The organism is Psychrobacillus sp. NPDC093180 (genome assembly GCF_044754065.1).
Taxonomy (GTDB): Bacteria; Bacillota; Bacilli; order Bacillales_A; family Planococcaceae; genus Psychrobacillus.
On sequence record NZ_JBIVOJ010000004.1, the window covers coordinates 23,373 to 48,045 of the forward strand.

General features: G+C 36.4%; 23 protein-coding genes and 1 other annotated feature. Of the genes, 13 read left to right on the top strand and 10 right to left on the bottom strand.

Annotated features, from left to right (window positions below; all coding sequences use genetic code 11):
- Nucleotide 1 precedes the first annotated feature (1 nt).
- The 3 genes from ACIP9W_RS07225 to ACIP9W_RS07235 all read right to left on the bottom strand — a co-directional run bounded on the left by ACIP9W_RS07225 (nt 2) and on the right by ACIP9W_RS07235 (nt 2,046).
- Nucleotides 2-478, bottom strand: coding sequence for a cupredoxin domain-containing protein (locus tag ACIP9W_RS07225; RefSeq protein ID WP_142537165.1), 477 nt, complete (start codon nt 476-478; stop codon nt 2-4).
- Nucleotides 479-498: 20 nt separating this feature from the next.
- Nucleotides 499-621: a cytochrome c oxidase subunit 2A gene (locus ACIP9W_RS07230; RefSeq protein ID WP_142537164.1), complete on the bottom strand. Its 123-nt coding sequence runs from the start codon at nt 619-621 to the stop codon at nt 499-501.
- A 972-nt stretch (nt 622-1,593) separates the two neighbouring features.
- Nucleotides 1,594-2,046, bottom strand: a complete 453-nt coding sequence (locus ACIP9W_RS07235; RefSeq protein ID WP_400787691.1) for a chemotaxis protein CheX — start codon at nt 2,044-2,046, stop codon at nt 1,594-1,596.
- A 516-nt stretch (nt 2,047-2,562) separates the two neighbouring features.
- Between ACIP9W_RS07235 and ACIP9W_RS07240 the strand changes: the two genes are divergently transcribed.
- The gene (locus ACIP9W_RS07240) at nt 2,563-3,912 is read left to right on the top strand and encodes an alkaline phosphatase (RefSeq protein WP_400787693.1); all 1,350 of its coding nucleotides are present in this window, start codon (nt 2,563-2,565) and stop codon (nt 3,910-3,912) included.
- Nucleotides 3,913-3,976: 64 nt separating this feature from the next.
- Here the strand turns inward: ACIP9W_RS07240 and speD are convergent, their stop codons facing one another.
- Nucleotides 3,977-4,801 (bottom strand): adenosylmethionine decarboxylase, encoded by an 825-nt coding sequence (speD, locus tag ACIP9W_RS07245; RefSeq protein WP_282245828.1) that lies wholly within the window; start codon nt 4,799-4,801, stop codon nt 3,977-3,979.
- Between the two features lie 250 nt (nt 4,802-5,051).
- Here speD and ACIP9W_RS07250 point away from each other — a divergent pair, with 250 nt between their 5' ends.
- On the top strand, nt 5,052-8,648 hold the full coding sequence (locus ACIP9W_RS07250) for a dynamin family protein (protein ID WP_400787696.1): 3,597 nt from the start codon (nt 5,052-5,054) through the stop codon (nt 8,646-8,648).
- Nucleotides 8,649-8,661: 13 nt separating this feature from the next.
- Entirely contained in the window at nt 8,662-9,474 is an 813-nt protein-coding gene (locus ACIP9W_RS07255) for a sulfurtransferase (protein ID WP_400787699.1), read from the top strand.
- 50 nt (nt 9,475-9,524) lie between these two features.
- Here ACIP9W_RS07255 and ACIP9W_RS07260 read toward each other — a convergent pair whose 3' ends face one another.
- On the bottom strand, nt 9,525-9,893 hold the full coding sequence (locus tag ACIP9W_RS07260; protein WP_400787701.1) for a hypothetical protein: 369 nt from the start codon (nt 9,891-9,893) through the stop codon (nt 9,525-9,527).
- A 223-nt stretch (nt 9,894-10,116) separates the two neighbouring features.
- On the opposite strand from ACIP9W_RS07260, the gene rlmN reads away from it, so the two are divergent.
- Nucleotides 10,117-11,184 (top strand): dual-specificity RNA methyltransferase RlmN, encoded by a 1,068-nt coding sequence (gene rlmN, locus ACIP9W_RS07265; protein WP_400787703.1) that lies wholly within the window; start codon nt 10,117-10,119, stop codon nt 11,182-11,184.
- 14 nt (nt 11,185-11,198) lie between these two features.
- Here the strand turns inward: rlmN and ytzI are convergent, their stop codons facing one another.
- Nucleotides 11,199-11,351, bottom strand: coding sequence for a YtzI protein (ytzI, locus tag ACIP9W_RS07270; protein WP_282245819.1), 153 nt, complete (start codon nt 11,349-11,351; stop codon nt 11,199-11,201).
- 58 nt (nt 11,352-11,409) lie between these two features.
- Nucleotides 11,410-13,185: a GGDEF domain-containing protein gene (locus ACIP9W_RS07275; protein ID WP_400787705.1), complete on the bottom strand. Its 1,776-nt coding sequence runs from the start codon at nt 13,183-13,185 to the stop codon at nt 11,410-11,412.
- Between the two features lie 409 nt (nt 13,186-13,594).
- Here ACIP9W_RS07275 and ACIP9W_RS07280 point away from each other — a divergent pair, with 409 nt between their 5' ends.
- The 8 genes from ACIP9W_RS07280 (at nt 13,595) to ACIP9W_RS07315 (ending at nt 20,900) form a co-directional block, all read left to right on the top strand.
- A complete protein-coding gene (locus ACIP9W_RS07280; protein ID WP_400787707.1) occupies nt 13,595-14,575 on the top strand; it encodes an ABC transporter substrate-binding protein in 981 nt (326 codons plus the stop codon).
- Nucleotides 14,576-14,593: 18 nt separating this feature from the next.
- Nucleotides 14,594-15,628 (top strand): ABC transporter permease, encoded by a 1,035-nt coding sequence (locus ACIP9W_RS07285; RefSeq protein ID WP_400787709.1) that lies wholly within the window; start codon nt 14,594-14,596, stop codon nt 15,626-15,628.
- Nucleotides 15,621-16,418, top strand: a complete 798-nt coding sequence (locus ACIP9W_RS07290) for an ABC transporter ATP-binding protein (RefSeq protein WP_400787711.1) — start codon at nt 15,621-15,623, stop codon at nt 16,416-16,418. Before ACIP9W_RS07285 ends, ACIP9W_RS07290 begins: the two co-directional genes overlap by 8 nt.
- A 581-nt stretch (nt 16,419-16,999) precedes the next feature.
- Nucleotides 17,000-17,644, top strand: coding sequence for a hypothetical protein (locus ACIP9W_RS07295; RefSeq protein ID WP_400787714.1), 645 nt, complete (start codon nt 17,000-17,002; stop codon nt 17,642-17,644).
- Between the two features lie 140 nt (nt 17,645-17,784).
- Nucleotides 17,785-18,052: a binding site (T-box leader), on the top strand.
- Between the two features lie 64 nt (nt 18,053-18,116).
- Nucleotides 18,117-19,331, top strand: coding sequence for an MFS transporter (locus ACIP9W_RS07300; RefSeq protein ID WP_400787716.1), 1,215 nt, complete (start codon nt 18,117-18,119; stop codon nt 19,329-19,331).
- Between the two features lie 61 nt (nt 19,332-19,392).
- Entirely contained in the window at nt 19,393-19,776 is a 384-nt protein-coding gene (locus ACIP9W_RS07305; RefSeq protein WP_400787718.1) for a VOC family protein, read from the top strand.
- Nucleotides 19,777-19,984: 208 nt separating this feature from the next.
- Complete coding sequence (locus ACIP9W_RS07310) at nt 19,985-20,488, top strand: DNA topology modulation protein (RefSeq protein WP_400788186.1); 504 nt, start codon at nt 19,985-19,987, stop codon at nt 20,486-20,488.
- Between the two features lie 67 nt (nt 20,489-20,555).
- Nucleotides 20,556-20,900, top strand: a complete 345-nt coding sequence (locus ACIP9W_RS07315; RefSeq protein ID WP_400787721.1) for a hypothetical protein — start codon at nt 20,556-20,558, stop codon at nt 20,898-20,900.
- A 75-nt stretch (nt 20,901-20,975) separates the two neighbouring features.
- Here the strand turns inward: ACIP9W_RS07315 and ACIP9W_RS07320 are convergent, their stop codons facing one another.
- Entirely contained in the window at nt 20,976-21,920 is a 945-nt protein-coding gene (locus ACIP9W_RS07320) for a DMT family transporter (RefSeq protein ID WP_400787724.1), read from the bottom strand.
- Nucleotides 21,921-22,044: 124 nt separating this feature from the next.
- Between ACIP9W_RS07320 and ACIP9W_RS07325 the strand changes: the two genes are divergently transcribed.
- Nucleotides 22,045-22,917 carry a LysR family transcriptional regulator gene (locus ACIP9W_RS07325; RefSeq protein WP_400787726.1) on the top strand — a complete coding sequence of 291 codons (873 nt, stop codon included), beginning with the start codon at nt 22,045-22,047 and terminating at the stop codon, nt 22,915-22,917.
- 108 nt (nt 22,918-23,025) lie between these two features.
- Here ACIP9W_RS07325 and ACIP9W_RS07330 read toward each other — a convergent pair whose 3' ends face one another.
- Nucleotides 23,026-23,736 (bottom strand): NAD(P)H-dependent oxidoreductase, encoded by a 711-nt coding sequence (locus ACIP9W_RS07330; RefSeq protein WP_400787728.1) that lies wholly within the window; start codon nt 23,734-23,736, stop codon nt 23,026-23,028.
- 18 nt (nt 23,737-23,754) lie between these two features.
- Nucleotides 23,755-24,615 (bottom strand): DMT family transporter, encoded by an 861-nt coding sequence (locus tag ACIP9W_RS07335; protein ID WP_400787730.1) that lies wholly within the window; start codon nt 24,613-24,615, stop codon nt 23,755-23,757.
- Between the last annotated feature and the right edge of the window lie 58 nt (nt 24,616-24,673).

Here is a 24,673-nt window from a genome sequence, read left to right on the forward strand (position 1 = left end):
TTTACTCTACCACCTTTAGCATGGACGTCATGGACGAATGTCCAACCCCGCAATATTCGTTACATAATATTAAATATTCTCCTGCTTTATCAACAGTGGTTATATATTCAGATACATAACCAGGTTCCAAAATCATATTAATATTGGTTCCAGCTGCCTGGAAACCATGTACTACATCTTTCGTTGTTGCAATAAACTTAACGGTAGACCCAAGTGGAACTTCAATTTCAGGTGGATTATAATAAAATGCCGAAGCAACAAAGACAACCTCGTAATCCCAATCTTTTCCTTCTACTTTATGAACACCCGGATTATTAAATGGTGCAATCTCATCGACCCGCTCAGGATCCACGTAAACTTTTGCACTTGGCGGATGGGAACCGTAATGGAAAGCACTAAATCCAACAACAACTAAAAATAAAACAAGTGAGCTGATTCCAAATGTGAGCCACCATTTTTCATATTTATGAATATGCATAGCTTCAAACCTCCAATAAATTAAAATCGATCAATAAATAAATAAAATGCCATAAACCATGTGATTATAATAAATGCGCCAAGAACACCAACCGAATAAAGTGTACCTTTTAAATCTGGTTCTTTCTCACGTTTCTTCGACATTTTATACACCTCCAAATTTTGTTCTTGTATAGTCATATCATAAATACATTTTTAAAGAGATGATGTGATAAAAGTCACACATAATAACCGATTGTGTGAACTAAATGTGAAGAATCACAAAATCTCATTTTTCACATTCCCAAAAAAGAGTTTACCAACCAAAGTAAATTGGTTATTCAGTCGATTTGTTTTTTAGTCTCTGGTTTATTTAGTTCGAGGAACGATAAATGGTTTAATAAGACATAACATGCTGATAACACGACTAACGCCAGTTGAGCACTACAGAACCATTCTAGTGGATACCTTATTGGTAATAGCGCGATGATTTCCTATTATTTACTTTTTAGTTTTCCAATAATGATAAGCATCTCGCTGCAGTGTTTTCCAGTTAATGGTTAAGGGCAACCAATCAGTCATTGAAAGCAACCAAATCTATTCGGTAAGCAACTAAATCAGCACAAGAGCAACCTAATTAATGATAAGAGCAACCAAATTGCTAGTGAAAGCAACCAATCCCTAAATAACAAGTTTCATTTGAAGGAGACCAGGCTGATTATTACAGATTATTTATAAACATTGCGCAAATCAGAGCTAATGTTGCGGGTACTGACTGTGATATTGTGCTATTTTATTAGACAGCTCAACTAAATAGAGTAGGTATTCTTTCTATAGCGTACTGGGATGTATGACTGCGGCAAGTACGGAGACTTTCTATTATTTACTGCGCAGTTTTTCAATAATGACAAGCTTCTCGATGCAATGTTTTCCAGTTATTGGATAAGGGAGACCAACAGTAATTGAAAGCAACCAAGTCTATTAGGAAAGCAACCAAGTCAGCACAAGAGCAACCAATTTAATGATGAGAGCAATCAAATTGCTAGTGAAAGCAACCAATCCCTAAAATAAGAGGTTTTCTTTGAATGAACCAATAAAAAAAGATCTCCCTTTAATGGAAGATCTTTTGACTGCTTGCTATTCATCAATCGTTAAAATAATCGTTACTTCACCAACATCCGCAATTACAACTGGTAATTTGAAAGCATGCTGGAATCCGAATAATCTGGACGTCCCAACTATAACAGTAGGGGGAGTAATATCAATGTCCACTCCATTTGCAGCTACCGTCGTACACAAGTTGCCAGCAATCATATTACCTAATTCTCCAGTGAATGATTCGAGCATCTCTCCTTCTAAAGGCATTCCGAACATAGTAGCTCCGATTTTAGAGAAGCCATTAGAAGTAGAATCTATTATTATTCGACCTTTAATATCACCAATAATTCCTATTAGTACACTCATTTCTGTTTGCTCAAAAGGTTGTACCATTAGAGAAGGGGACTTTATATCCATCGAAAGAGGGATAACTGATTTTAATGATTGGATTGTTCCATTTAATATTGTTTGTATATGCTTTGAAGCACTCATTTTTTCCCCATCCTTAACATATAGATAGTACAATTTTAGCATGAAAAAGCGGGAAAAAGAATAGAAATTGTAGAAAGTAGTGAAATAATGTGTTATGTTGTAAATGAGAATGGTTTTCAAATGTAGGGAGGATGATTTATATGCTAGCTCTATTCATTGGTTCTACTGTTTTGTTATTTAGTGGTATAACAGCCTATGTGTTACGTTCTATAGCCCCACAACCAAAATAATTCTACGATTTAAATCAAAAGAGGCATTTAAGTCGATTTTTATAAATTTTCAAATGTAAATTTTATTAAGAAAAAAATCACTAATTTTATTAGTGAATATACTATCTTACTAAATATCCCTAATAGCCGATTCTTTAGTAATGAATTTCGGTTATTAAAATAAGATTATGTAGGTATTAAGGATAAAAATTTGTCATTAAACATTTACCGCTCCTTTATTTGCTATTAATACGTAACTAATAAACTATTAATAGCAACAAAAATAATATTTGGAGGAGAGGTTTTCATGTTTAAAAAAGTTGGCCTTATCGCACTAAGTACCGGACTTGTTCTTTCGGGAGTAGGTTTAAGCAATGCAGATGCTGCAAAAAAAGAGGTTAATACTTCAAAAGTCAAAATGAATGAGAACGGACCTGTAGAAAATGTTATTTATATGATTCCGGACGGATTTGGAGCAAATCATGCAGCAAATTACCGTATCTTTAAAGGACAAGAAGCAGTATGGGATTCACATATTAAAGGAATGTATACTACATACTCAGCAAACGCTGATATTACAGACTCTGCAGCTGCTGGTACGGCAATGGCAGCTGGCGTTAAAACAAACAATGGTGTTATTGGATTTGATCCAGAAGGGAATAAGGTGAAGACAATTCTGGAAGCATCAGAGGAAGCAGGGAAATCTTCCGGCCTAGTTGCAACCTCTACAATTACACATGCAACTCCGGCTAGTTTTGCATCACATGTAGAACATCGTAGTAATGAAACAGAAATTGCTCGCCAATACATCCAAGAAAGCGGTGTAGATGTAATTTTAGGCGGTGGTAAAAATAATTTTGTACCTGTTTCAGATGGTGGCAAGCAAACGGAATTGGACTTAATCGATGAAGCACAAGAAAACGGATTTGAATTTGTTGAAACACGTGCACAATTAGCGAATGCTAAAAATATAAACGTAGAAAAAGGCGATAAATTACTGGGTCTATTTGCAGACGAAGCACTAGCTCCTGAATTTGATCGTGTGGAAACTGAAGAGCCAAGCTTGGCAGAAATGACTGAAACGGCAATCGATGCCCTAAATCAAGATAAAGATGGTTTCGTCTTAATGGTAGAAGGAAGCCAAATAGACTGGGCAGGCGAGGAAAACGATGCTGGCTACGCAATGCATGATACAAAAGCTTTTGAAGAAGCAGTGCAGGAAGCAATTGAATTTGCAGAACAAGATGGCAAAACATTAGTAATTGTCGCTGGAGATCATGAGACTGGTGGAATGTCAGTTGGTTCAGCTACTTCATCTGATGCTGCAGCCGCTATTCTAAAAAATGTAACAGCTACTGGTGGCTTCATGGCTAGCCAATTAAACAAAGACCGTTTAAATGTAAAAGAGGTCATTTTAGAATATACGGGACTTGAATTATCGGTGGAAGAAGAAAGAACTATTCAACAAGCAGAAGATGCAAAGCCTGCTATTAATAAAGTGTTAAGTGAACGTGCAGGTATTGGCTGGACTAGATACGGCCATTCTGCAGCGCCCGTTCCTGTTTTTGCATTTGGTCCGCAATCATATAAATTTGTAGGATTCCACGACAATACAGAACTGCCAAAAATTATTTCGGAAGCGATGAAGCTTAAGTAAATCTAGAAAAATAATTAGACTGTAGACAAGCCCTGAGAATATCGGGGTTGACTACAGTCTTTTTTTAATACTTTTCTTCTGTTCTTGCCATGTTTTTAGCGTAAAAAATTTCATCCATTTCGGTTTTCAATTTTTTGGTGATAGCTGTTTTTTCTTCCTCAGTTAACTCGTCTTCCCGGTATCCGAAAAGATAGTTATTTAAGTCAAATTTCTTTAGCTTGCATTTTGTATGAAAAATATTTTCTGGGTATACATTCACATCAATCATTTGATAATATTCCTGTAAGCTTTCGGGAATATAGTTTTGAATAGAATTGATATCATGATCGATAAATAACTTATGACCTGTTACATCTCTAGTAAAGCCACGTACTCGATAATCCATTACCATGACGTCCGTCTCAAATGAATGAATCAAATAATTTAGTGCCTTTAAAGGAGAAATTTCACCGCAAGTGGAAATATCAATATCCGCACGGAAGGTACTAATTCCTTCATCCGGATGATATTCCGGATAAGTATGAACAGTTATATGACTTTTATCTAGATGACCGACGACTGATTCAGGTAACGGTCCTGGTGATTCTTTAAAAGAATCGACGGGAGTATCATCAACAGGTCCTTCCGAAACTAAAATAGTGACACTTGCTCCCTGCGGTTCATAATCTTGCTTGGCAATATTTAATACATTCGCCTCAATAATATCTGCCACTTTCGTTAAAATTTCGGTTAAACGATCCGCATTATATTGTTCGTCGATATAGTCAATATAAGCTTCTCGTTCTTCTTTTGATCGCGTATAGCAAATATCATACATATTAAAGCTTAAAGTCTTCGTAAGGTTATTAAAGCCATGTAACTCAATTCTTTGCTTAGGAGTTAAACTCATTTTGAAACTCCTCTCTTTCATATAATTTTGGGACTAGTTGAAACGATATAATAAGTATGCGTTAAAACTAATTTCAGATACCCGTACCTTTATCTTTCCACAAAGCCCTTTTTCTAAAACATTTGGTACTGCTTTTAAAGTGTCTGAGCTAAACAATCTTCTTTGTCCATACAAATGGGGTCTATTTTTGGAACATTTTCTGCTATGATATAAACTATATTGTCGAAATATAAAGGAGTAGTTTTTTCAAATGGTCAATTCAGCGGAATTACATAACATTAAAGAACAAAACGCATTACTAGCTGCATTATTTCACGAGCAACAAGATGAAGAACGATTTGCGAAGGCAAAACTATTTGCGCAGAAATTAGAGCAAGGGACTTTCACCATTGCTTTTGCAGGGCATTTCTCCGCAGGAAAATCGAGCATGATCAATGCGTTAGTAGAAGAACAGCTGTTACCAACAAGCCCAATACCTACTTCTGCAAACATAGTTACCGTTCAAAAAACTGCAGAAAATTATGCACTTGTTCACTTTGTTGATCAAGCTCCTGTTAAATTCTCAGGTGAATATGATATTGGGTTAGTAAAAAAATATTCCAAGGATGGCAGCCAAGTTTCTCAAATTGAAATTGGTCATAAATCTTCAGGGTTACCGGCAGGTATTAGTGTGATGGATACACCTGGAGTAGATTCTACAGATGACGCGCACCGAGTTTCAACTGAATCTGCACTCCATTTAGCTGATATTGTATTTTATGTAATGGATTATAATCATGTCCAATCCGAACTTAATTTCCAATTTACAAAGCAATTACTTCATTATAATGAAAATGTGTATCTGATCGTAAACCAAGTGGATAAACATCGAGAAGAAGAGCTTTCCTTTGAAGCATTTAAACAATCGGTAGAGAATAGCTTTCTCGCTTGGTCAGTGGAGCCAAAGGATATATTTTTTACTTCTTTAAAAGACAAGGCATTTATACATAATGATTTTCCGAAGGTTCAGCATATCGTGCAGCATTCCATTGATCATAAAGAAGAGCTCTTTATCACTTCTGCGAAAAGCACGCTTAAGAAACTAGAAGATGAACATATGCATTTCTTGGAAGATGAAAAAGAAACATGCTTCGAAACTTTCGAAGAAGAGCTGACAAGAGTAGAATGGGATAACAAAGAAGAGTTAAAAAAACAATTAGAGCTATCCGAAACGCATGTAAAATTGCAAGATGCAGGTCTTTGGAAAACTGAATTCGAAGAGGGTCGAAAATCGCTTTTACAAAATGCTTCCGTCATGCCTTATGAAATGAGAGAAGCGCTTAAAATATATGCGGAAGCGATGCAAAGCTCATTTAAAGTAGGATTTTTCAACAGTAAAAAGAAAACCGAAGAGGAAAGAGCAACTCGCCTGCAAGCAGCGAGCGACCTGTTAGAAAAGATTGTAGAGACAAATATTGCTTCCCATTTAAAACAGTTAATGAAACATATGCTAAAAAATGTGTCGTTACTTTCAGATGAAAAAGCACTTGAAATAGAGAATACAACTTTTCCATTACCAATATCCATTATAAAAGAATCACTTCATGAAGGTGCCAATACTTCCGGAGATGCAATACTCCATTTTGCCAACCGTGTACAAGATGCGATCAATCGATTTTTCGTAAGGGAAACAGATAGTTGGAAAATTGAAATGGCGAAACAAATAAATGAACATCCAATGGAAGAAAACGAAAAAGTAGAGCAGAAAATTCTTCAATTAAATAAGAAATTGCTGGCCATTCATACAATAGAAGAAATGGAAGACAAAATGCAGGCATTTACAAAGGAAATCAAAACTCCTTCACTTGCTATTCGGAAGGAACGAGATTCCCTACTCATCGAATGGGAAAAAGAACGAATTGCATTTGAAAATGCTATTACAGAATATGATGAAACTAAGCAAGAGATAGAAGAAAACGTTGTACAAGTAATAGAAGAAAAGCAGCAAGAAGTGAAAGAAGTGGATTTCTCACAAGAAGCTGTACTTAGAAGAGCCAACAAAATGGCAGAAGCAATCGGACAACTTCCTGCATTTAAAGAAGCAGCAAATTATCTAAAGAAAAAAGCAAGTAGAGTGGAACATCAACAGTTTACAATTGCGTTATTTGGAGCCTTTAGTGCTGGTAAGTCTAGTTTCTCCAATGCATTAATGGGAGAAAATGTATTGCCAGTATCGCCAAATCCAACGACTGCTGCGATCAATAAAATTCAACCAGTTACAGAGGACCATCCTCATAATACAGCGGATGTGACGTTAAAAACAAAGCAACAGCTATTAGAGGATGTCCAATTTGCCTATAGTATGCTTGGTGTGACGATTTCTTCATTGAAAGAAGCTTTTGAAAAAGCGCCAACTATAAAAGAGCAATCCGTAGTAGAAGAGGTTCATAAATCATTTATCGTGGCCTTTCATAAAGGGTTTGCAGAATACGAAGCAAATCTTGGGCAAACGTTACGTGTAGATGCAGAAGAATTTCATCGCTTTGTCGCGGAAGAATCTCGCAGCTGCTTTGTAGATTTTATCGATTTCTATTATGACTGTGAGTTAACAAGACTTGGTGTTACATTAGTTGATACACCAGGAGCCGATTCGATTAATGCTAGACATACTGGTGTTGCATTTGACTATATTCGAAATGCAGATGCCGTTCTGTTTGTGACTTATTTCAATCATGCGTTTGCAAAAGCGGACCGGGAATTTTTAATTCAGCTTGGTCGAGTGAAGGATTCCTTTGAGCTAGATAAAATGTTCTTCGTCGTCAACGCGATTGATCTTGCCGCAAATGAGGAAGAAGAGGCGCTTGTCAAAAATTATGTACAAGGTGAGTTACAAAGATTTGGCATCAGATTCCCGCGGGTATATGGTGTTTCAAGCCTACAAGCCTTACATGAAAAACAAACGAATGCTCCGTTACATGAAGGAATGTTCCAATTCCAAGAAGCATTTTATCAATTCTTAGCGCATGATTTGAAACGAATGGCAGTAACGACATTGGAAGAAGAAACAACGCGTCAACAAATGAAATTGCACCAGATGATTGAACAAACAGAAATGAACTTAGCTAGGAAGGATGAAAGGCTAGGAGAATTGCGCACGTTAGAACAAAATATACGGAAGCGTTACACCAATTCTAAAGGCGCATTAATTGCAAAAGAAGCGAAGCAGGAGCTGGAAACATTGCTTTACTATTTATTGCAAAGAGTCTATTACCGTTTCAATGAATTTTTTAAAGAAGCGTATAACCCGTCCTTATTTTCAAACAGGTCAGCCAATGCCGCTCTCGACATCGCATTGAAAGATATATTAAATATGCTGCGTTTTGATATCGAACAAGAGTTACGTGTAACCAACTTCCGTTTATTGCAATTTATCCAAAAACAAATGACGGAGCTAGAAAAAGAAGAGATGCGCGTGTTAAAAGACTGGAATCCAAGCTTTACCTACACGCCACATGAATTCGAAAATCAAGATTTACTGGACTTTGAAGGACCATTCCAGCATATTCAAAAATATGAGCAAGTAAAATCCTTGTATAAAAACAACAAATCTTTTTTCGAGAAAAACGACAAAGAAAAATTGCGTGACTCTCTTTCCGAACAAACAAAAGTGGAAGCGGAAAGCTATCTAAACGACCAACAAGAGCGACTTTTTAAGTGGGCAGAGCAATATGCTGATATGGAAGCGGAAGCAGTTCGTTTGAAATGGTTAAACGATTCGATTAGCCAGTTAGATGCTGAGCGTGCACTATTAGAGCAAGAGGAAATGCTAGCGAAATGGAAAGAACTGTATGCTATAATTTCAAACTAAAGGGGCGAGTTATATGACGAACGTTTTTATTAATTGGGAAGATGTACAGCCGGAAAAAGTGCGTTTCATCGATACACGATTTGATTTAGCCAAGAAAGCGGCAGGTCCAAATATGTATAAAGAAGGTCATTTAGAAGGGGCAATTTACTGGGATCTCGAACAGGATTTATCCGATATGACAAGTAATAAGGGTCGTCATCCGATGATTTCAAAAGACAAAATGACAGAGCTATGCAGACAAGCGGGACTTCAACTAGATGACGCTATTATTGTTTATGATCAAGGTGCTTCTCCGTTTGCGTTAAGAGCGTACTTTTTACTGGAATGGGCAGGATTTACGAATGTGTATGTATTGCGTGAAGGATATGAGGCGGTGAAAGGGTTATTCCCAATTTCAAAAGAAGAGCCCGAGATATCTCTTTCCAATGTAGAACCAAATTGGAATGATGCCGTTTATTTGGATGTGGAAGATGTAAAGAAAGTAGTAGCAGGGGAGCTAGAGGGACAGCTTGTAGATGCTCGTGCGGCTTTTCGTTTTAAAGGAGAAAGAGAACCAATTGATCCTATTGCCGGGCATATTCCGACTGCCATTAATTTTGATTGGGAGCAGTTGAAAGAAGACGGCAAGTTTTTAGAAAAGGAAATGCTAGCAGAACAACTGCAGCATGTAACCGATAAAAACAAGCCGGTCATCGCATATTGCGGAAGCGGCGTTACTGCAGCACCACTATATGCCGGATTAAAAGAGGCTGGTTATTCTAATGTAAAATTATATGTAGGAAGTTACAGTGACTGGATCCGAGAAAATGAAGTAGAGCAAGACTGATGTTAAGCAGGCCCCATGACTACTAGCGTAGATATGGGGCCAGTACTTGCCTATTTTTGAAACAGTAGCTTTTTGTTTACATATGCGACGTTTTCGTTAACAATAATTTCAGCGTAAGGAAGTCCAAAAGCAGTATAAGCAATAATGACGGAAGACAGTGGTTCACCTTCCACTTCCTCCATCGATTCAATTGCATATGAAACGATCAATGACTGTTCCAGCGTGTTACTAAATATGTCTGCAGTCGTTTCTAATGCATACGCTGCAAAATCCTTTTCCGAATCGTTCTCATAATTTTGTATATTTGATTCTAAAAAATAAGTAGGTAAAAAAGCGTAAATTCCGATGATGAGTAATCCCAACTTAAATAGCCCTTTGCGTACTCTTTTATTAACAATCCTTCTAATCCTTTTAGCCATTTTAATCAACCCCTTGTAAATTCACCGAATGAAAAATCTCTTAATATTCTATTCAAGCTAAATTACAAATAATCCACTATTTTTTAATCTACTGATGTCGGAAAATTTCACGAGTAAACAAAATGATTTCTTTTATACAACATTTCCGTTATAATAAGTTGTCGTATGTGAACAATTGGGGTATAATAGGCGAATTGTATACGGATGAAATGAGGGCTAAAAAATGAAAAAATCAATATATGGTCTAACAAGAGACCAGTTAATAGAATGGTTATTAGAACATGGACAAAAGAAATATCGTGCCGAACAAGTTTGGGACTGGTTATATATTAAACGAGTACAAAGTTTTGATGACATGACTAATGTAAGCAAAGAATGTCTAGACATATTAAAAGAGAACTTTGTGATCCAAACGCTAAAAGAATCTGTAAAACAAGAATCAGCAGATGGTACGATCAAATTCCTATTTGAAATGCAAGACGGCAACTTAATCGAAACAGTACTAATGCGTTTTAAATACGGCTTATCGGTTTGTGTTACAACCCAAGTCGGCTGTAACATCGGCTGTAGTTTCTGTGCTAGTGGATTACTTAAGAAAAATCGTGATTTAGATGCAGGCGAAATTGTTGGACAAATTATGAAAGTACAACAGCATTTAGACCAAATGCAAAAAGACGAGCGTGTAAGTCATATCGTTGTTATGGGTATCGGAGAACCATTTGATAACTATACAAACCTGATGAGTTTCTTACGCACTGTCAACGATCAAAAAGGTCTAGCTATCGGTGCTCGTCATATTACCGTTTCGACAAGTGGACTTGCGAAAAAAATTATGGACTTTGCAAACGAGAATATTCAAGTAAATCTTGCAGTATCATTACACGCACCAAATGATGAATTACGTACAAAAATCATGGTGATCAATAAAGCATTCCCAATTGAAAAAGTAATGGCAGCAGTAGATTATTATTTAGAAAAAACAAATCGCCGTATTACATTTGAATACATCTTACTAAAAGACGTAAATGACCATGTGGAAGAAGCGCAGCAACTAGCGAAGCTACTCGAAAACAAACGTCATTTATCGTACGTCAATCTGATTCCATACAATCCAGTAGACGAGCATGGACAATACCAACGTAGCTCTGAAAAATCAATCAGTGCCTTTTTCCAAACGCTGAAAAATCACGGAATTAACTGTGGAGTTCGCATGGAACAAGGAACGGATATTGATGCAGCATGTGGACAGTTACGTAGTAAACAAATCAAAAAAGAAAAAGTGAAAAACTAAAAAACGCATTCGCCCTATGGGCGATGCGTTTTTTCTGTAGATTCATCCTGTTTAGCTGGACGTTCATCAATTGTATGCTTATATGCATAGCCTTTGTTAACAGTATAGATGCTAAGCGCAAGTATAATGATAAACGTAAGTGCCCCAATGATAAAAACGGTTGTCATACGATTCCCTCCGTACAATTATGTATACAACTATCATAGCATGTTCAAAAGCTAAATGTTAACCTTTCAGGCCAATAACTGCATTCGGTTCCTGCAATAGATAGTTACTGCCGGGGATTTGTTTGCATTGTTTTTTGATCTGGCTTGCAAGCTCGGACAGTTCATAAATAGATTGAGTATTTTTATTAGACACTCCTGCGATAGAAATAGTTAGAAGCGGAAATGATTCCTCGATTCCGTGTCTATTTTTGGATATGATATATCCTTTTAAATAATCCTGTGCATGATAGAATTGTTCCACGGATTTATCGAATTCCTCAATAATTTTTTCACAAAGCTGTTTACTTTTGGAAGCCGCCGTTATTAAAAGGAAGTCATCCCCACCAATATGACCTACAAATCCATCGGGCGGGCAGCTATTCTCAATAATCTCTGCTAAATGCATAATGACTTTATCTCCTTTTTCAAATCCATACACATCATTATAAGGCTTAAAATTATCAATATCGAAATATAAAACAGTCATATCTGTATCTGCGTCTATACAGCTTTGTAGCTGCTGCTCGATCATCAGATTTCCAGGCAACTCAGAAAGCGGATTCAAATGCTTGGCGTAGTCTATTTCTAGCTGCATACTTTTTTCGAGCAGATCTTTTACTGTCACAACACCGAAATACTGATCATCTTTCGTCACAGTTATGAAATCATACAAATGAAGCGGATCTCTTTTCATTGCTATTTTTGCTACTACATCTATCGGGGTTTCTGCATCTACTTTCATATAGTTACGGCTCATGATCACAGCGATTGGCTTTTTGTTATATAAACTATATCCATATGGGCCGCTAAACTTGAGGTGCAGTTTATTTCTAGTTATAACGCCGATCAATTTATTGCCATCTTGAATACAAAAACCAGGAAGTAAATCGTTAGCTTCCATTAAATTGCTTACCTTAGAAATAGGCATTTGACTGGGAATGGTCTTTAACGGAGTCGCTATTTGTTCGATAGAAGTATCCGTTAAACGGTTTCTACTAACGCGATTTTTTCTAGAAACTTCTGCTTTGATGATTGTTTTAACTTCCTCACGTATTGGATATAATTGTGTCGCTGGTTTTTGTATAAAATAGCCTTGTCCAAAATGCACCCCGATATCAATTAATGTCCGAAGCTCGTCCTTTGTTTCTATTCCTTCAGCGATAATATTTATTTGAGAGTAATTTGCAAATTCACTTAAAGAACTCACTAGCAATTGTTTCGTTCGGTCCCGGTCAATATCCCGAATAAGTTTCATGTCCAGTTTCATATAATGCGGGCGCACATCCGTAATAACATTTAACCCCGAATAACCCGCTCCTACGTCATCTACTGCAATTTGATAATATTGGTTTTTGTAATGATCGATTGTGCTGATAAAATCTTTTAAATTGTTAATCGCTTCTCTTTCTGTAATTTCAAATACAATGCTATCTGCATCCATGTGAAATTTAGATAAATATTCTTTAGTGAAACCTTGCTTGAATTTAGAGTCGTTCATGATATTAGGATTAACGTTTAAAAACAGTTTTCCTTCCGCTTTTAAATCATGCGCGCATTTCAAAGCATTTGCTCGACATAAATTTTCAAGCTCCCAAAGCTGTCCATTTTTTAATGCATAATCAAATAACATTTCCGGGTTATGTAATACTGTATTCGCAGGCCCTCTTGATAACGCTTCGTAACCATAGATTTGTCCACTATGCAGCGAAATAATAGGTTGAAAGACTGTTTGGATTGCTCGCTCTTTTAATATATAGGAAAATAATTCTCCGTAATCATGATCTTCAATTGCCATTTTACTAATTCCCCCTAAAATGAACAGACACTGTTCAATCTATATTATAGTTTCGAAATATCTAGCTAGTGTAAAGTGCATGTAAATAATTGATTGCAAAAAAAGGACTTAATTTCGAGTAAGTTTTTCAATAAGAAATGATTGCTTTCGATGACAAATTGGTTGCTCTCATTGACCAACTGGTCGCCCTTATCCAATTACTGGGATATTGCAGTCGGATGAAGTGTTCATTAAGTGCGTTATCTAGAGACGCATAAGTATAAGCCATACTTATTTACAGGTTTGTAATATATCAAATAATTCATAATGTTATTGACTATCAATCATTTGCAGTGTAACATATGTATAAATTCATACTTTAGCGAGTTGAATCGCTAATGTAAATGATTTAATAGGGGGTTAAATAGAGATGAAGAAATTAGCTTTAATAATATTTGCAGCTGTATTATTTTTAGCAGCATGTGGGGGAGAGAGTGGGCAAAGCCCGGAAGCAAATGCAAAGGAAGACAAGAAAACATTTAAGATTGGTGTTACACAAATTGTCGAACACCCATCGTTAAATGCAGCATATGACGGGTTTCAAAAAGCTTTAGAAGATGCTGGTTTGGACGTTGAGTATGAAGTTCAAAACGCTCAAAATGATAATAGCCAAAATACAACTATAGCAAACAACTTAGTAAGCGCAGGAGTAGATCTTATTTTTGCAAACTCCACACCAAGTGCTCAAGCAGTTGCAAGTGTGACAAAAGATATTCCAATCGTTTTCACATCTGTTACAGATGCAGTAAGCGCTGAATTAGTACAGTCAATGGAACAACCAGGTGGAAATGTCACTGGAACTGTTGATACGCAGCCAGATGCAATTCCAAGTACAATCACCTTTCTAAAAGATGAGCTAGGTGCAAAAAATGTAGGTATGGTGTTTAACGCAGGAGAACAAAACTCACGCGCACAAGTAGATGCAGTAAAAGAGCAAATGAGTGCTGTTGGATTAAATGTAGTAGAAGCGTCTGTATCTACTTCAGCTGAAGTAAAACAGGCTACTGAATCGTTAATCGGAAAAGTAGATTCCTTATACATTATTACGGATAACACAGTTGTTTCTGCACTTGAATCCGTTATCTCTGTTGCAAATGACAATAAGCTTCCTATGATGGTAGGCGAATTTGACTCTGTTAAACGTGGAGGATTAGGAGCTTACGGTTTTGAATACTTTGATATCGGTTATGAAGCAGGAGAAATGGCGGTAAAGATTTTAAATGGTGAAAGCACACCAGCTGATTTACCAGTTCAATATCCACAAAATTTACGATTTGTTCTAAACAAAGACACTGTAGATGCCCTTGGATTGGAAGTAAAAGATGAGTGGAAAGCAGAATTTGCTGAATAGATAGGAGTTTGATTCTTTATGTTTACAGCTATTTTTGGATCTGTAGAGCAAGGAATCATCTATGCAATTATGGCACTCGGAGTGTATTTAACATTCCGAGTGTTAGATTTTCCTGATTTAACCGTAGATGGAAGTTTCGTTACGGGTGCAGGAACAGCAGCGATGATGATTGTGTTAGGATATCATCCGGTCATTGCAACAATTGTTGCAATTATAGCTGGTTTTATTGCAGGATGTATTACTGGATTGTTACATACAAAAGGGAAGATCAATCCTTTATTGTCTGGGATTTTAATGATGATTGCTTTATATTCGATTAACTTACGGATCATGGGATTCACCGTGGAGAATTCCGTTGGACGGCCGAATATTCCTTTATTGAATTCAGAAACTTTGTTTAGTCAATTTAACAATTGGTGGGGAAGTTTAGGGGTCAATGAAGCAATTAATAATGTTTTAAGCGGAATTGGTGTGAAGTCATTACCGCAGACTTGGGGAACAATTATCATCGTTTTTGTTTTAGTTGTACTGATTAAGTTGATTTTCGATTGGTTCTTAAAAACAGAAGTAGGTCTGGCTATTCGTGCAACTGGTGATAACAAAAAAATGATTCGCAGTTTTTCAGCGAATACAGATAATCTAGTTATCGTTGGACTTGGAATTTCCAATGCACTCGTCGCGTTTTCTGGTGCATTACTTGCACAATATTCGAAGTTCGCGGATATCGGAATGGGTATTGGGATGATTGTTATTGGTTTAGCGTCTGTTATTATTGGAGAAGCAATATTTGGTACAAAATCAATCGTGCGTACAACACTTGCTGTCATTGCAGGGGCGATTATTTATCGAATCATACTTGCGTTTGCACTTCGTATCGATTTACTGGATACAGGAGATATGAAACTAATTACGGCTTTGATTGTAATTATTGCGCTAGTACTACCAAATTATTTTGATAAACGTCGAGAGAAAAGTAGAAAAGCAAAACGACATGCTGAAAGAATGGCAAGTTCGACTATTGTAACAGAGCAGGAGGGGAAAAACCTTGCTTAAATTACAGGCGATTAATAAAATTTTTAATGAAGCGACAGCTGATGAAAAGATTGCACTAGATCACATAAATCTCGACCTAAAAGCAGGAGATTTTGTCACGGTTATTGGTAGTAATGGTGCAGGAAAATCAACGATGTTAAATATGATATCAGGAGCACTTACCCCTGATTTTGGTGAAATAATAATTGACAATAAAGATGTAACAAGACTGCCAGAATTTAAGCGCTCCCAGCTAATAGGGCGTGTCTTTCAAGATCCTATGGCAGGCACCGCACCGACAATGACGATTCAAGAAAATTTGGCAATTGCTTTTTCTAGAAATAAAAAACGAGGCTTAAGAAGCGGGGTAGACAAACAGCGAAAAGAGTTTTTTCTGCAATCGCTCGAGACGCTGCATTTAAATCTAGAAAATCGATTAAATGCAAAAGTTGGACTTTTGTCTGGCGGGGAAAGACAAGCACTTTCGCTATTGATGGCAACATTCACAAAGCCATCCATCTTATTACTAGATGAACATACTGCAGCATTAGATCCGTCTAGAGCAGAATTGATATCCAATTTAACGAAGCAGCTTGTAGAAAAAGATCAATTAACGACACTAATGGTGACACATAATATGCAGCAGGCATTAGATCTTGGAAATCGACTAATCATGATGGATAAAGGACAAATCATCTTAGAAGTCGGGGAAGAAGAAAAGAAAGATTTAACGATCGCAAAACTAATGGATGAATTCCAACGGATTCGCGGAGAGAAATTAACGAGTGACCGAACATTATTGTCTGTCTAAACAAAAGAACAGTTTATACTTGCAGGACTCGTTATTTAATATGAAGCGGCTACTAAATGAAGAATTTAGTAGTCGTTTTTTTTTGATTATTTTTCTATGGTATAATTGTGTGTAAATTCAATAAAATTAAAAAGGAGTTCCCTTATGAAACTCGATGATAAACAGAAGCGGATTCAAATAAAATATAGGCAACAATTATACCAAAAGAACCGAGTAAACAATAAAAACTACCTAAAAGAAGTGGTTATTACATTTTTAATCCTAATAATAATGCTCCTATTTTTTATTCTTACTGACTACGATCTCTTTCCTTCCTACCGATACTATCGATTTTAAGATACAATTAATTGTAAATACCAATGGAAGAATAGGCAAAAGGATATCCATTGCTCAGGAATATTCATTATTCTTTTTTCTAAGATTATTTGTTTCCTTCACCAAGTGTAAAGCTATTATAGTGACATTTTGTGAATTTACTAGGATTAGCAGTAGGCATCTATTATGTAAGCGTGCTGGGAAACAAAAGTTTCTTATAGTAGAGAGGCTCCAATCTAATTGTGGGACAGCTGGGAGGAGATGTTTTGTATAGAATCCTTAAAATTATACTTGGTGTTTTAGGTAGTTTGTTGCTAGTGATCGGATTTGTTGTAGTTGTTTTTTTATTAGAGATGAAGCCGGATAAAGAGGAAGAAGAAAAGATAAAGCTTCAAGCAGAGCAGTACTTAGAAGATCGATTTGATGATAACTTTGAGATATATGATGCTTTTTATGACAATATGGGGAACTTTAATTTTGAGTATGCAGCCATGGCAAGAGACAAAGGAAGCAGTACACAATTTTTTATTTATTATGATGAAGGAACGAACCAATTGGTAGACACTTATATCGCTGATAAATGGGAAGATGATTTAGAGGATGAAATACGCCCTTTTGTTAAAGAGTATTTTGGAGAGACAACGAATATGCTTGTTTTCATCGGCGATAAAAACATTGGGCAAGAATTAGATATTAACCCTCTTGAGCCAAGAAGTTATAAAGAGTTTAATGTTACACCTACTATCCGTATTACAGTTCCCCGCAAAAGGAACGATAGGGACGAAAAAATGCTTGATGAGTTCATATCTTTCCTAAAAAGCGATAGTAAATTGCAACATGGGTCGGTTATTATGGGGTATGTTGCAGAAAATGGTGCGATTTTAAATGATGAATGGAGTAAAAAATTCTGATTAGGTACTTTCTTAAATTAGTATAGCCTTTAGTTGAAAGACTAATAAGAGAAGATCAGCTGTAGCAGTCGTGAAATTAAATATTTTCCATTGTCTATTGCGTTTTAATTCAAAATAATATAGGCTATACAAAACCTATATAAAAAGCGATGAAAAGAAGAGTAAACATACGTACTATCTACAGAGACCTCTGCTAGCTGAAAAAGAGGGATATGAAATGTGTTGAAACAAGGCTTGGAGCTGTGCATTGGATTTGTTTGCTTGGAACAATGATGATGCAACGTATTCTCACGTTAACGAGATAGGGTATCGCTAGTGGAGATTTATGCACAAAGCCGTACTTGATAAGACTTCCGCAGCAATGGGGAGGTGAACTGGGGTGGCACCGCGATATGACTCGCCCCCAAGATGAAAATCTTGGGGGTGAGTTTTTTTATTTTTGTTTTACAAAAAATAAAATGGAGTGGTGCATATGTCTAATTGGAAGTATCCTTTCATGCTGCTTGGAGGAATAGGAATTTCAAATGTGGGAGCTTGGGTTTACCTAATCGCGCTAAACTTAATTATATTAAATGAAACAGGATCTCCTCTTGCAATTGCTTTATTGTATATACTTGGCCCTATTGCAACGATATGTTCGAATATTTGGGCAGGGAGTTTCATTGATCGGGTAAATACACGGCGACTTATGATGGCATTGGACGTTTTCCGAGCACTATGTATTGCGTTCATTCCCTTTTTACCTTCCCTTTTCTATGTGTATATACTAGCGTTTATCATTAATATGGGAAGTGCTATTTTTCAGCCGACATCGATGGTTTATATGACGAAACTAATACCTGAAAAAGATCGGCAACGCTTTAATGCTTTACGTGGTTTTATCAACTCTTGTGGATCGCTAATAGGCCCTGTCATTGCAGGAATTTTATTTTGGATGGGTACTCCTTATACAGCAATCCATATGAATGCAGGGGCTTTATTTTTTTCGGCACTTATTATTAGGATGCTACCTGATGTTGATTCAAAACTTGAAGAGATAGAGGGGCAAAGATTTACTTGGGATATGATTAAAAACGACTTTCAGGTTGTTTTACATTTTAGCAAGGACCATGTCTATATCACAAAGATCTATTTATTATTTTGTGGAGCTACTATATGCATGACTGCAATCGATTCTCTCGAAGCAGCCTTTGCTAAAGGAGTTCTTTCTATATCCGATACCAATTATGGGTTTTTATTGAGTGTTTTTGGAGCAGGGATTATATTAGGATCCATTATTAATTCTTTATTTTCGAAGCGTTTGGCAGTTAATCTTTTAATAGGTTACGGTACTGTTTTTACCGCAATTGGGTATATAATGCTTTACAGTTCGAATGGTTTTTTTAGTGCAGCATCTGGTGTATTTTTAATCGGTTTTGCAGTAACCTTTGCAAACACAGGGTATTTAACTTTCTATCAAAATCATGTTCCTGTGAAAATAATGGGAAGGTTTGAAAGTATCTTCAGTGTTATGGAAGCAGGGTTTATTATTGTGTTAACGGTTTTGATAGGATTAGCAGCTGAATTAACTTCCATTCGGCTTGTAGGATTAATAGGATCATTTGGCTTCTTCTTAGTAGGGTTAGTGGCTTGGAAAGCCGTGGCAAGTGAAGCTCAGAAGAATTATTTTAAAAAAGGTGTGTTATAGTTAAAGAATTGTTAGCACTGTAATAATACGCGTCATAAATAACAAAGGAGGCAACAACAGTATGAACATTATAGTTACAAGTATATTTGTACAAGATCAAGACAAGGCACTGGAGTTTTATACCGAAAAGCTAGGATTTGTAAAAAAACATGACGTTCCAATGGGGAAATTTAGATGGATTACACTTGTTTCACCCGATAACCCAGAAGGTACCGAACTTTTACTAGAACCGAATGACCATCCTGCTGCCAAAGAGTATCAAAAGAGAATATTTGACGATGGTATCCCCGCAACAATGTTTGGGGTAGAAGATATTCATAAGGAATATAAACGACTGTTTGAAAATGGTGTAAAGTTTACGATGGAACCGACGAAAGCGGGAGAAGTCACTATAGCTGTTTTAGATGATACTAGTGGTAATCTTATTCAGATAATGCAGAAGTAACTTAGCAGTTTTATTAAGAATTTATCAAAAAACAAACTATTTTAGGTTAACCCCATTTTTTTTTATAAAATGGGGTATTTTTAAGTTCTAAAACTTCTGAAACCAACTGTTTTATTAAACGTATATATATTTTAAGTGTTTAGATTTAGATGGTTATACAAATTTCTTACCTGCTAAGTAAAAAAAGTACATAAAGAGGAGGCAGATGGTGAAAAAAATTGCATTAATTGGTTCAGGGGGATCAGGAAAGTCCACTTTGGCACGTAAGTTAGGGCAAAAGTTGAATATAGAAGTTTACCATTTAGATGCCTTGTTATGGAAACCAAATTGGACACCAACACCTAAAGAGGAGCAAATAAAAATTCAAAAAGAGTTGGTAATAAAAGAAGAGTGGATTATTGACGGAAATTATAATGGTACGATGGATATAAGACTCAATGCCGCAGATACCGTTGTCTTTGTTGATATTAGTAGAGTAATATGCGCGTTTAGGGTTGTTAAACGGATGATTCAATATCGTGGAAAAACGAGACCCGATATGGCGGAGGGTGTCAATGAAAGACTGGATGTAGACTTTTTAAAATGGGTTTGGGATTATCCAAAAACAAAGAAACCGATTGTATTAAAGAAACTTGAACAATTGGCCAATGATAAAGAAGTGATTATTTTAAAATCTCCACGAGAGGTGCAACTTTTTTTTGATAAAATTTAAAAAAGTTATAACAGTAATAGCGAATTTGAAGAACTAAAAGCTACGTAAGACTAGGAGTGTATATATTTTGAATAGGGTTATAGAAGATGAACATTACTACATTAATAGATATGAAGTTGTTAACGATTTAGTACAGTTTGAAAGAGTCTATATGGTGGATGAATACCAATTTAATGATAAAACGTATGAGGCTTTAGGGAAAGTGTATGAAATGTTGCCTTCTTACACAGGCAACCAAACCACTCTTCCTAGTTGGTTCGGTGATGAGGAAAAAGGAGATAAATACTTTATCACTGTTTCTTTTGAACCGTCTGGACTGCAGTTTTGGGGTAAATTACCTACAACGGATTTTTTACAATGGGAAAGTAAATTCCATGATCTCATAAAGGACTTTCCTTTTAAATATCAGTAAAGTACTTTAGTTGAACAAGGAAAGAGAGGTGATAATACAGCTCTCTTTAGGATCAACTAAAACACCCCGTACAAGCTAGGCTTTAGAGCCTTCCGCAGCTTTGTGAAATCTTTTTCTCATAAAAGGCTTCTTGAACTTCATTTCTGCAGCTATGACACCTATAAAAATGAGGATTGCTCCTATATAACCTTTAGCTGGAAGTGTTTCTCCAACGAACATAAAAGCGAAACCGGCTGCGAAAACTGGTTCCAATGAAAATATAAGACCCGTGTGCGTGGGAGTGGTATGTTTTTGTGCTACAGCTTGGCCGATAAACCCAATTGCACTGCATAGGATACTTAAAGCCATGATGGAAACCCATGATTCAGTTGTGCCAGGAAGATGTGGCTCTTCAAATAATAATGAAAATAGTAGTCCCCATGCCCCAGCAACCCCTAGTTGTATAATCCCGAGTGTGATCGAGTCTACATTTTTCGTCAACTTATCCGTAACAATGATCTGTGTTGCATAAAATACTGCCCCTAAGATAATTAAGTAGTCTCCTGAATTAATCTTTAATCCATTATTTAATGTTAAAAGGGCAATTCCTATTATTGCGATACCTACGCCAAAAACGACTTTTTTCTCAGGTTTTATCTTGAAAAATATCGCTAATAACAAAGGGACAAATACTACAGAGAGACTAAATAAAAATCCCGCATTTGAAATAGACGTGAATTTTAATCCAATAGTGACTGCAGAAATAACTAAAAACAAGATGGTTCCTAATATAAATCCATAAAAAAACGTTTTAAAATCAATACGAATTAAACGCTTGTAAAATACTGCCCCAGCTAAAATAAAGGCTATGCCAAAACGTAAAGCTATTAAGTTAAACTCTTGTAGAGAATCGAGACCCATCTTCATAAATAAGTAGGACGAACCCCATAACATGGTCACCATTAACATCATGAAGTCTGCTTTTAATTGAGTGTTTAATCCTCTTCCATTTTTCATCTCGAATAATTTAGTCCCATCCATTTTTAGCTCACCTTCCTTCTCCAAAATTGATTATTGATAAGTATAAATGTAAACTGTAGATTAATAAAATGAATGTTTTTAAGTCTTTAGATGAAATAATTTAATGTAAATGGAGGGGTTAAACTTGTCTCTTGCCAAGTTTGAAATATTTAGTACGGTTGTAGAATTAGGGAGTCTCACAAAGGCGGGCGAAACTCTTGGTTTAACTCAGTCCGCAGTAAGTCACGCAATTGCAAGCTTAGAATCAGAATGTGGATTCACGATACTCAATCGAGGTCGTTCGGGTATCCAACTAACAAGTAACGGTGAACGGATCTTAAAGTACATACGTGAAATACTTAAGTGGAATGAAGAAATGGTTCAAGAAATAGCTAATATAAAAGGTCTTGAAGTTGGGACTGTACGGATTGGAACCATTTCAAGTGTTTCTATCCACTGGTTACCTGAAATTATGAAAACGTTTAATGAACATCACCCTTCTATCGAAATTAAACTAATGGAAGGGGATTATGATGATGTGGAGCAATGGATCTTCACTGGTTCGGTTGATTTTGGCTTTGTCTCACTACCGACCTTGCAACAATTTGAAGTGATGCCATTAAAAAAAGATAGAATGCTCTGTATCCTTTCAGATGACCATCTGCTCGCGGAACAAGAGGAGATCAGTTTTGCAATGATCAAAGAGGAGCCTCTCATTAAATCAAAAAAGGGAAGTGACAATGATTTAATACGAATACTAAAAGAAAACAATGTCACACCACCTATTAAATTTGAACTTTCAGATGACCAAGCCATAATTTCGATGGTGGAAAAGGGGATGGGGATCAGTATCCTTCCTGAAATGGTTTTACATCGAGTTCCAAACAATGTACGAATGCTTGCGTTAGAGGGAGAAAATTATCGTACACTTGGGATTGCTGCTACTTCTTTTAAATCCCTTGCTCCAGCTACAAAAAAGTTCATTGATTTTCTTGAATCATGGCTAAGCACTAACTGAATATATTTTGCCGTGTATAAAAGCCTAATTCCTTTAAGGTCTGGAATTAGGCTTTAATCATACACAACTTGTTCTATAATTGAAATTTGTATAAAAGCACCTTAATAATTATCTATACTCCTTTTTTAATTGATGATTCTCATCATAATGCGAAGTAGGATGATATGGGATAGAAGGTATTTCTGAAAGATTGTGTAATATGCTTCTATATTCTTCTAGGTATCTTTTTCGGTCTTCTTCTTTATGAGATGGGGTCCATGCAATAAATGGTTCGACAGGCTCCAAGCCGGCAAAATAAAGCATTCCGTGATTGATAGGATAAAGAATTTTCTCATGTATATCACCGTCCATTCCATACAGTGTATACGCCATTTTAGGAGAGCCTGTTGTTGCGGACAGCATCGCTTTTCTACCTTTGAGCCCACCGGTATCATATCTACTATCTCTGGAATAAATAAAGCCAGATGCAAATACTCGATCAAACCAACCTTTTAAAATAGCAGGGACAGAATACCACCAAATAGGAAATTGAAAAATGACAAATTCTGCCCAAAGAAGCTTTTCTTGCTCAGCTTGAATATCTGAAGAGAAGCTGCTTGTTTTTGATGCATGTTTTTGCTCAACTGCATATTTTAAAAAGTCTTCATTCTGAATGGATTGAAAGTCTTCTTCATCAGCAACAGCTTTAAAATTCATCGCGTATAAATCAGACACTTTGACCTGATGACCTAGTGATATTAATTCAGAGACTGCAAGGTCTTTTAAAGCTCCATTAAAGGATTTTGGTTCTGGGTGGGCGTATACGATTAATATGTTCATGAGTTCATCTCCTCTAGTTTAAGTGAGTTTTGTTTTAAATGTAGCGTTTGCTATAAGAACGCCAGTTAAAATGAGCAAAGCACCAAAATACCATTGTAGCCCCATATTTTCATGAAGAAAGATGAATGCAAGTATGGCTGAAAAAATAGGTTCAAGCGAAAAGAGAAAACCCGCGCTTTCAGGTGTCGTATATTTTTGCGCAATAGACTGCATGACAAAGCCAAAAGCAGAACAAAGGAGTGCAAGTCCAAGTATAGAAAACCAATGAACAGTGTTTGTTGGTAAGACAGGAGTTTCGAACAAAAAAGTCCCAATCGTTGCGAAAAGGGTAGCGAACCCCAATTGATATATTCCTAGCAGTAAGGCATCCACTTCACGGACACAGCGGTTTGTCATGATAATATGGATTGCATATAGGAAGGCAGCTACTAAACAAAGAAATGCACCAGCTGCGATATTGATATCGTCCCGAACTAGCAGGAATATTAAACCGGTAGTAACAATAACAATCCCCCATACAATTTTTTTACTAGGTAGCCTCCGTGTAATGAAAACCTGTAAAACGGGAACAAGAATTACTGTTGTACTCGTAAGAAAACCAGCTGTAGAAGCAGTCGTGTTTTTCATCCCATACATGAGCGCAAAGAAAATACAAAAGAGCAGAGCACCCAGTATTGCACTGTATTTCAACATTCTAGCATCGATATGGACAATTTTACGGAAGAATATCGCGATCATAATGATAAAAGCTATACCAAATCGTAAAGCGATAATGGTTAATGGTGGGATTTCCTCTACTAGGAGCTTCATAAAAATATATGATGCTCCCCATGCCGCTGAAACCGCTGCTAGCAACCAGTTTGCTTGCCGTTGTGTCATTGTAAGTATTTCTCCTTTCCTCGATTTCTTTAAAACTTACGTCTATCGTATCATCCCT